Here is an 8,532-nt window from a genome sequence, read left to right as displayed (position 1 = left end):
TATGATGAGTATATTCTACAAGCCCTTATTTTTATTGTCCAACTAAGTGTAGCCGATCCACTTCATACCTCATACCTCATACCTCATACCTCATACCTCATACCTCATACCTCATACCTCATACCTCATACCTCATACCTCATACCTCATACCTCATACCAATTATTCTGACTCCGGCTCGACGGTAATGTCCAGCACCTTTTCCGCTAGATCGGCATAATGCTGATCCAATGTGACCTTGACCCGACCCTGACGGCGCTTTTCACGCCACTGCGTCAGCTGTTCCTCCGTTTCCAGCCGTAGCTCAGCAAGCTCATCCGCACGATCGAACATATACTTGCTCGTCAGCAGCAGTGTATAAATCCCCTGCCCACCCGGCATAATCGCTGGTGTACGTTCCTGCCAATCCTCCACATTCAGCTTCACATACAGCTGATCCTGCTTACGTTCATCTGGCAATAGCTCGTCAATATCCCCACGCCGCATAATCTGCCAGCCCGTAATACGCCCATAATAACGTATGCCCTCCTGCCCTTGCGCACCGAAGCTCCGCTTGGACTGATACATTGCAACATAGTTCAGCTGTGTTACCACCTGCACATCGTTCAGATTACGCAGCGGCACATGGTAAAATCGATGCTTCAACGCTAGCTCCACCTGCTCCCGTCCACGCACCGAGCCAATCAGCATATTACGCTGCCGCTGCTCGATCGCATCCTCATAATATTCCTCTGTCCGCTGCGGTACGGTTGCACGCTCATACGATTTTTCCGGGCTATCTGCAATTAGCTCATCTAAGAATTGTTCAACAAGCGAGGTCGCATTAGGCAAGAACGGCAATGCACCCACATTGATTCGCTGAATACTTTTATAAAAATGATGCTCCCGATACTGCTCCTCATCGCTATACGGAAACAACACATACGCCCCATACATCGTACGCTCATAGCGCTCCCTATCTTCTGCTAACGAATCGTCAAGATGCACCATCGCATCCCGATAGCGGTGCATCGTATTAATATCCTCCTCCTGCGGCCCCGGCTGCTTGTACATCGCCCGATATGCCGAGCCCTGCTCTGCCACATGAATACGGTACTTTGCATCGAAGATGAAATTATACGTCTTCTGCTTCCCTGCATCCTGCTTGTGTAGCGATAGTACATTGTCTGGACGCTGCGCAAGCGTAGGCGATGCCGTTCCTTTCGGCGCACTGTTATAATACAGCACAAATAGCTCGCCTGTTCGCGGATGACGATACTTCATCTGCGATTGCTGTCCTCGATCCAGTGTAACGAATAAACCGGAGTGATTCAGCTTGATCACACTTTGCTCGACTAAGGAATACTTGCGTGCTAGCAGCTCATTCAGCTTGAGGAAGCACCAGTATTCATACAGCTCCGAGATTTCCTTCATCGATAACCGCAGCAGATCACTTTGAATGGAAAGCCCTTTGAGCAGGGTCAAATAATAGCGGTACATTTCCCGATACCCTGGCGCCATCTGCATCACCAGGCTAATGCTCATACTGCGCATCGGCGTCAGCTTCTGTAGCCAGTCTGCGCTCAGCATACGCTCCAAGCGCCGAATCATCTGTGCGACAACCAGACTGAACTGTTCGTCATAGCTGCGACTACGGTAATTGGAAGGACGACTAAGTTGCTCGTACTGCTCGTTTAGCTGGTTCAGCCGCATCAGTATACGCTCCAGCATCCAGCGCAGAAAGCGATTTTCCGCTGTGTCATACGACAGGCGCTTAACGGTATCAAGTAGACGCGTTGGACGGTACGCTTCGCCTGCGATAGGAATAGTGCCCGGTGGAGGAGATTGAATATAGCCTGCTCCTTGATTATGATCTATGTCATTAAAGCTTTGTCTGCTGTACTGCGAATGAAGCTTTTCAAGGTACTTTGGATGACGAGCCAAATAACTAACGTTACGAGAGCTAGGACGTTTTACTAATGGAGCATTTCGGAGCTCAAGTTCACGCTCCATATTATGATGAGGTTGGGTCTGAATCCTCTCCATAGCTCGTTCGATTTGTTCAAATAAGTGACTAATAATCGAAAAAAATTCACTTAAACTTGGTTGACTACTATCACGTAATTCAACTGATTGATAGGTGCGTTTTAAAAAGTCGAAAGAAAGATTATAGACCTGTGCATTGATTTCCTTTAATAGCATCATATAATCTTTTTTGTAGTCTAACTTAGACGGGAATATTTCAATTTCCAAAGTTAACAAACGTTTTCCGTTTGTATGCAGATCTAACTGAGTAAAGCCAACCTCATTCCGAAAATTCAAAATTCCTGAAAGTATATTCTTTCCCTTATGCGATATAGCCTCACGAATTTGAGCATTACTGTGATAAAAGTTTATTGGATACGTAATCGCCTCATTGATCTGGAATACAAACTCATACTCTCTCTGTTCATAAAAACAGGGTACCACTGGTATTATGCTTGTCCAATCTATAAGATCATTTATAATTGGCGAAAATATTCTCATTGAGCGAATCTCGATCTCGGGAGAAAGCACTTGGCATTTCAAATGTGCATTCACCCATTCTCCATCTTCACGATGCAACTGCAAGCGCTCTACTGCGGGATGATACGGCTTACCCTGCACGTACAAATTACCAATCGTAGTTTCGATCTCTATCATATTAACGACTTTGTCAAACTCCATCTCTATTCACCTCATTAGTCGGAGTTAAGACAGCCAATAGGATGTAAATCCGTCCTCGTCAAAGCGTCGAATCATATAAGCCAGCTTACGTGCACTTTCTGGAAAATGCGCTTCCGGTGGTACTCCATCTCGACTCCACTGCTTCCAAAAGGCAGCATCATTTTCTAGTGGTGATGGAATTACCACGTTTTGCTTTAGACAAAATCTTAATAGCTTCACCAATACTCGGCGTACTCCTATTTGGCTACCTTGAATACGTGGTAGAATTTTTTGTAATAATTGCAGATCAAAAGCATCTTCTTCTTGAAGCAAATTGAATCGATCATTATAAATCATATAAAAACAAATCGCATCTCTAATTCTAAAGCCTACATGAGCATGAATATCTTCTAAAAATTCGTTTACCTTTACTAAACGATCTGTTGTTCGTCGGATCAATTCTTTATGACTATTCATTCCATCTATTATTTGTAAATAGTCGCTACGTAAAAAGGTGTGTTCTACCGGAACTGTAGTCGAAAGTTGTTCTGCAAATTGAGAATAACTAGGCAATTGACTCAAATCAATCTGATTAAATTCAATCGTGTTTGCTCGGTCAAGTACACGTTTGCTAAATGGATATGTGGTCTCATCCATATTAACTGTACCAATAATATATACGTTTTCTGGAATGCCGAATCCGCCATACAATTCCTGATCCTCAACTGTATCTAAGGCACTTTTCAAGAATAAAGGAGCCGTTATAATTTCTTTTGTCTCAACACCATCATACTGCTGAGTAAAATTTTCCAATAACCATTGCTGAGTTTCTAACAAACTCATAAGATCGCTGAAATAGTGCTCTACTCGAGCCAAATTCATTTCATCTAAACATACAAAATAAGGCTTACGGCGATTTTCTGGCTTTCTAGCCTCAACAAATACATTCATCAACGGACCAGGCTTAAAACGTCCCGACAGATCTTTATAACCTAGCAAATCTGCTGGATCGCTCCAATCCGGCCGAACAGGTATCAAATTAAATTGTAAGTTACCGGCATCTGACGTTGCACCTAAAGCCTCTGCAAATAAACGCACCAATCGCGTTTTACCTGTACCTGATATGCCTGCCAAAATAACAAACGGTCGACTTTTTAAAGAGAGATAAAAATTATATGTTAATAGCTCAGGAAAATAAAATCCCCGCTGTGTGATATATTCCTGTATGTTCTGGAGCGTTTCTTTAACCTCGATATCTCGAATAGTAAGTGCTGACTCCGATTCATCTGTGTCCACTGAAACTTGAGGCTCCACCCGAACCTCTCCGTCCCATTCATTATTAGGTACCAAATTCGCATACTGTACATACGAAAGGTAAATCTCTACCGCATCCCAAAGGTCATCGACGATCTGCTCATTATTAGGCATATCATGGAGTTCATATTTAAAATGGGCAATTGTAGATGCCGCATAATCTTTAGCGTAATTACTTTCTCCTAAATATATAGAATCGGTCGTATTCATTCTTGTATTCGGCATAACTGTACGAATTTCCTTAGCTTTTTGTTCAAACTGCTCGTAGGCTTGGCGAGTGCCTAAGCGACTTTTCAACTCGGTGACTCCATATTGTAGTACAAGATATACAGATTGCATATCCTCGGCAAATAAGTAAGCGACGTAGAGACCTTTTTGTGTGGTATTAGTAACTTGGCGATGCATAATTGCAATCCAAGGCACATTTGCCCAATTTCCTTGTCCCACCGATCCCTGTACTTGAAAATAGTTATAAATAAACTTCAAAGATTCGATATGCTTTGGAATCGTTCTACGCATATATTGTGCCAGCAGGTGATTAGCAAATGGCTGCGTTTTTGCTTGTAGATAATTATCCATAATATGCAGCAAGTCTTGTCTTAGCGAAAAGCTAGACGGCGGCTGAGCATAATAAAGCTCCATTTCGTCTAAAGTGAACTGACACAGCTCGTTTAATTGCTGTTCATTTAGCTGATTGTAGATATTGGGCTTGAAGCCAATCGTATATTGATCATTAGGCACGTCTAGTATATCCGCTAGTGCTTTTATTGGTGTATTCATCACATACTGCACACGACTCAACTGGACGTCAGACCATCGTGTGGCTTGAACTTGGGAAGGTGGACCATCAACCTTTAGGCTCTTTGCTTCCCGCTCTTGAAAGCAGTGTAGGAAACGCTCGCGTACTTTAAGCATCGATACTTGGCGCTCTTTAGTTTCCTTCATGACTTCTAAGATGGAGAGAATGAGTACCATTTTATACGATTTCTGCCGATTCACAAAAATATCTTGTAGCTCTATTGGTAAGGGCATGATTATTCTCCTAATGTTTATTTTCTAATCATTCATTAAATACATAATCTTTTAAAATTCACCTTAGTTTAAGACTTCCACTAAAAATACAGTAATTCTAAAGAAATCATAGCTTTAGAATTACTGTATTTTTAATCTAACAAATTATTATTAAACTAATCTTGTTCATACAATATTAAACTTTATTCTTTAGTGTAATTTTCCAGAAATCGTCCCAAATTTCTACAAAAATGCATTTATATATATTTATTGTTTGCTTCATTAATAACTTCTTCTGGAATAGTCCCCAAAAAATAATCTTCTATTAGCTCCCAAAAAGTGTCTGTATCTACTTCTTTTTTAAAAATATAATTTAACATAGCTACAGAAACCTTATGCCTATTTCTTACATTTTCAAGAATTCTATTATTATATAAGTCAGGATTTTCTACAATTCTTTCTAGATGTGCTTTGGAATTGATACGAATATATATTTCTGGGTTATCTCCGCCGTGTACTTGATAAACTAATATACCTAGCGCTTCTAATAATCCTAAATGAATAAATGCTTGTTCTTGATCAGCACCAAAACTTTTAGAGGTGAAAACCTCATATTGTTGATTGTTTTTTTTAATCGTATTTTTATTTTTCAAAATTTTTATAGTTTCACTTACAATCCAATCCATAAAACTAGCGTATCCTGAACTAGTAAAATAATATTCTTTACCTTTGCGATCAACATCATATTTTAAAAACATATTATAAAAGTTATTCTTCCTTCTCATCATCCGATCATAGCTATGTGCACTATTTAAAATGATTTCCGCTAAATTTTCACTAGCATAAGTAGAATAATTATAATTCATTTTAATCTTCTTAGCTAAATCAGTTGTAGAAAAATAAGATTTCTGCATTGCAAAATCGCTAAACCAATCCGCAATAGATTGAGTCCAATTCTGTATTTCACTTATAAATTTAGATTCGTCAGCAGATTTTATGTCTAATTCGATTTTTATAACTGACATAATTTGGTTACTGAATGGTATATTTTTTTCATAATTACCATTAAAAAAAGAACGTTTAAATTTAGGATATGAAACATTGTTGAAATTTTCTAACCACATTTCTTTCATGTCACATGTATATATGTTTCTATTGGACAAATCATCTTGTAAAGATCGTAGCATATTGAAATATTTTTTAAATTTCACTGGTATAGCATTCCATACTTCACTGTTTATTATAAAAAACTCTTTTGCAAATACGCTACGTGGACGAGCAACTAAAGGTGAGTATCTAACTTTTAAATTAAAATCTTTTTCTATTATGAGTAACGAAGTTTTTACTTTATGATCAATATTTTCTTCTTCTTGATTAGAAGATTGAAAGATATAGCGAAATTCATCTGCGCTAACTAAGATATTACGAATATTACTCCCGCGTTGCTTATCTATCAAAACTAGTACTTTTTTTATTACTTGAGTTAATTGATTTTTACGAATTGTTGATATTCCGTGAAGTCTTTGTACATGTACAAAATCTTTAGGTAAAAAGTCAAAATAAGCGTATCCAAAATCTAAATCCCTAGCTGCTCTTCCTATTTCTTGAATATAATCGCATACATTCCCTGTTGGCGCAAAGTGATATACATTTTCGATATCTGGTATATCAATCCCCATTCCAAAAGCCTTGGTCGCTAGCATAATTTTTGATTCTCCAAATTTGTAGCTCAGGTAATTTGAGTTCTTTTCCTCTTTATTTAAAGAGCCATAATATTTGGTCATAGTATCTATTAATTTAGGACTTCCATACAATTTACAATAGTCATAAAAGTCGTGTATAAACCTTATTAAAGGAAAGTAAACTAAAGTCTTTTTATCTTCGCCAACAAACTTTTCGAGTCTCACTAACATAATTTTTTTCTTTTCTGCCAAGTACTCTTTATACTTTTTTTCCGAACCATTATCTTGTTTTTTTATACGAATTTGTAAATTATCTCTTTTTAAATATCCAAAGTAACTTATAGGATTATTTAAACCTAAACTATCTCGAGTTTCACTGTACATATCTTCAATTCCGCCATATATTGCAGTCGCTGTAAAAGTAGCAATAGGAAATCTTTTATCTTTACGCATTTTTTCTAAATAATTACCGAGATACCAGTAATCAGAACGGAATGCTTTCCCCCATGTAGTAACAATATGTGCCTCATCAATAACAAATAAACCGATAGGACGTTCGCCTATGAGAATTGAAATATCAGAACGACTCAATAAAGTCTCAGGAGAGATATATAATATATTAACTTCGCCATTTTTTATTTTTTCTGAGATTTGTATTTTTTCCACAGGAGATATGGAAGAATTGATTGTAGCGGACATTTGTACATTTCTAGATTCTAATCCTTCTACTTGATCATTCATTAGACCGATTAGTGGTGAAATAACTATAGTAATAGCTTTATACTTTTCTGCTAAATAAATCGCAGGAATTTGAAACATTACTGATTTTCCCGCTCCAGTAGGTGAAGTCACAAAAATATCGCGATATGTTTCTTCGTTATACGCTCGTTCAGCTTGCTTTACAATATCATCTATAATCTGACTCTGTAAAACTTCGACGGTTTTTTTTGTGTATTTTACTTCATGTATATTTTCATATATACGAATTTTCCTAAAATTATTATGCTTCCAATATATATTTAATATCCGTAGATATTCACTATCATCTAGGTTAGCTTTTGCTTCAATCTTTTTAGATATTAATTTTATTTTGTATAAATCTTTATAAATTTCTTGAATGACTCTAAGTCGATTAATGTATCTATTAGGGTGACTGATAATATCACCTGAAAAAGCAACATTGATCAAACCAACAGGCAAAGAGTTAGATACTACTTTTTGAGTGAATTCAAGGAAGGATGATTCATCTTCTGATAATTCAATTGCTGTGTCTAAATACGTACTCTGAATACTAATAGGATCTAAAATCGAAAACGGATAAAAATCGATTTCATCAATATCCTCTAGTAATTCCGTAAATGTAATAAAAGGCTGCTTTGAGATTAACTCATAATTACCATAATATTGCTTTACTATACTCACAGTATTATTTCCATTATCATTCTCTTCGGGCTCATCTTCTGATAAGAAAGAATATAGCTCTGTTATATTATCTATTTTGTAGACTAAAGGAAAACTAATATGGTACAAATTATTTTTTATCACTGTAATATCAAAATACATTTTTAATATATTCCAATCTAACATAAGCAATTCTTCAAAAGTTGCCCACTCTATAGATTCTTTATCTTTTGCTCCTTTAGTAATCGCTTCCATAAGTGAAATTGGCTTAGAAGAGTTTAATTCTTGAATCGAACAATCCATAGACAAACTTAATAATTTATTATATGGTATTTTTTTCATATCTTCATAAGTAAAACCTTTGAAAACAAGTAGTTTTTTATGAGATTTTTTTTTAATCGACGGATTGTAATATGAAGTGCGACACCTACTGGAATTAAATAAAAAACAGCCCATGGCC

Annotated in this window: 3 protein-coding genes; all 3 read right to left on the bottom strand. The window is 37.0% G+C overall.

Annotated elements, in window-relative coordinates:
* Positions 1 to 162: 162 nt before the first annotated feature.
* The 3 genes from IEX62_RS23280 to IEX62_RS23270 all read right to left on the bottom strand — a co-directional run bounded on the left by IEX62_RS23280 (position 163) and on the right by IEX62_RS23270 (position 8,414).
* Positions 163 to 2,505, bottom strand: coding sequence for a DUF2357 domain-containing protein (locus tag IEX62_RS23280; protein ID WP_229686053.1), 2,343 nt, complete (start codon positions 2,503 to 2,505; stop codon positions 163 to 165).
* Positions 2,506 to 2,709: 204 nt separating this feature from the next.
* Positions 2,710 to 5,010, bottom strand: a complete 2,301-nt coding sequence (locus IEX62_RS23275; protein ID WP_188778795.1) for an McrB family protein — start codon at positions 5,008 to 5,010, stop codon at positions 2,710 to 2,712.
* A gap of 236 nt (positions 5,011 to 5,246) precedes the next feature.
* Positions 5,247 to 8,414 (bottom strand): DEAD/DEAH box helicase, encoded by a 3,168-nt coding sequence (locus IEX62_RS23270; protein WP_229686052.1) that lies wholly within the window; start codon positions 8,412 to 8,414, stop codon positions 5,247 to 5,249.
* Between the last annotated feature and the right edge of the window lie 118 nt (positions 8,415 to 8,532).

The sequence above is a fragment of the Paenibacillus hunanensis genome (genome assembly GCF_014645615.1).
In the GTDB taxonomy this organism is placed as follows: Bacteria; Bacillota; Bacilli; order Paenibacillales; family Paenibacillaceae; genus Saccharibacillus; species Saccharibacillus hunanensis.
Note: the sequence above shows the minus strand (reverse complement) of the source record. Positions and strands in the feature narration are given on the sequence as shown.

What these genes read in the sequence shown, in the direction of transcription:
- IEX62_RS23280 (WP_229686053.1), bottom strand. Translation starts at nt 2,505, where the DNA reads ATGAGAATATTTTCGCCAATTATAAATGATCTTATAGATTGGACAAGC.
- IEX62_RS23275 (WP_188778795.1), bottom strand. Translation starts at nt 5,010, where the DNA reads ATGCCCTTACCAATAGAGCTACAAGATATTTTTGTGAATCGGCAGAAA.
- IEX62_RS23270 (WP_229686052.1), bottom strand. Translation starts at nt 8,414, where the DNA reads ATGAAAAAAATACCATATAATAAATTATTAAGTTTGTCTATGGATTGT.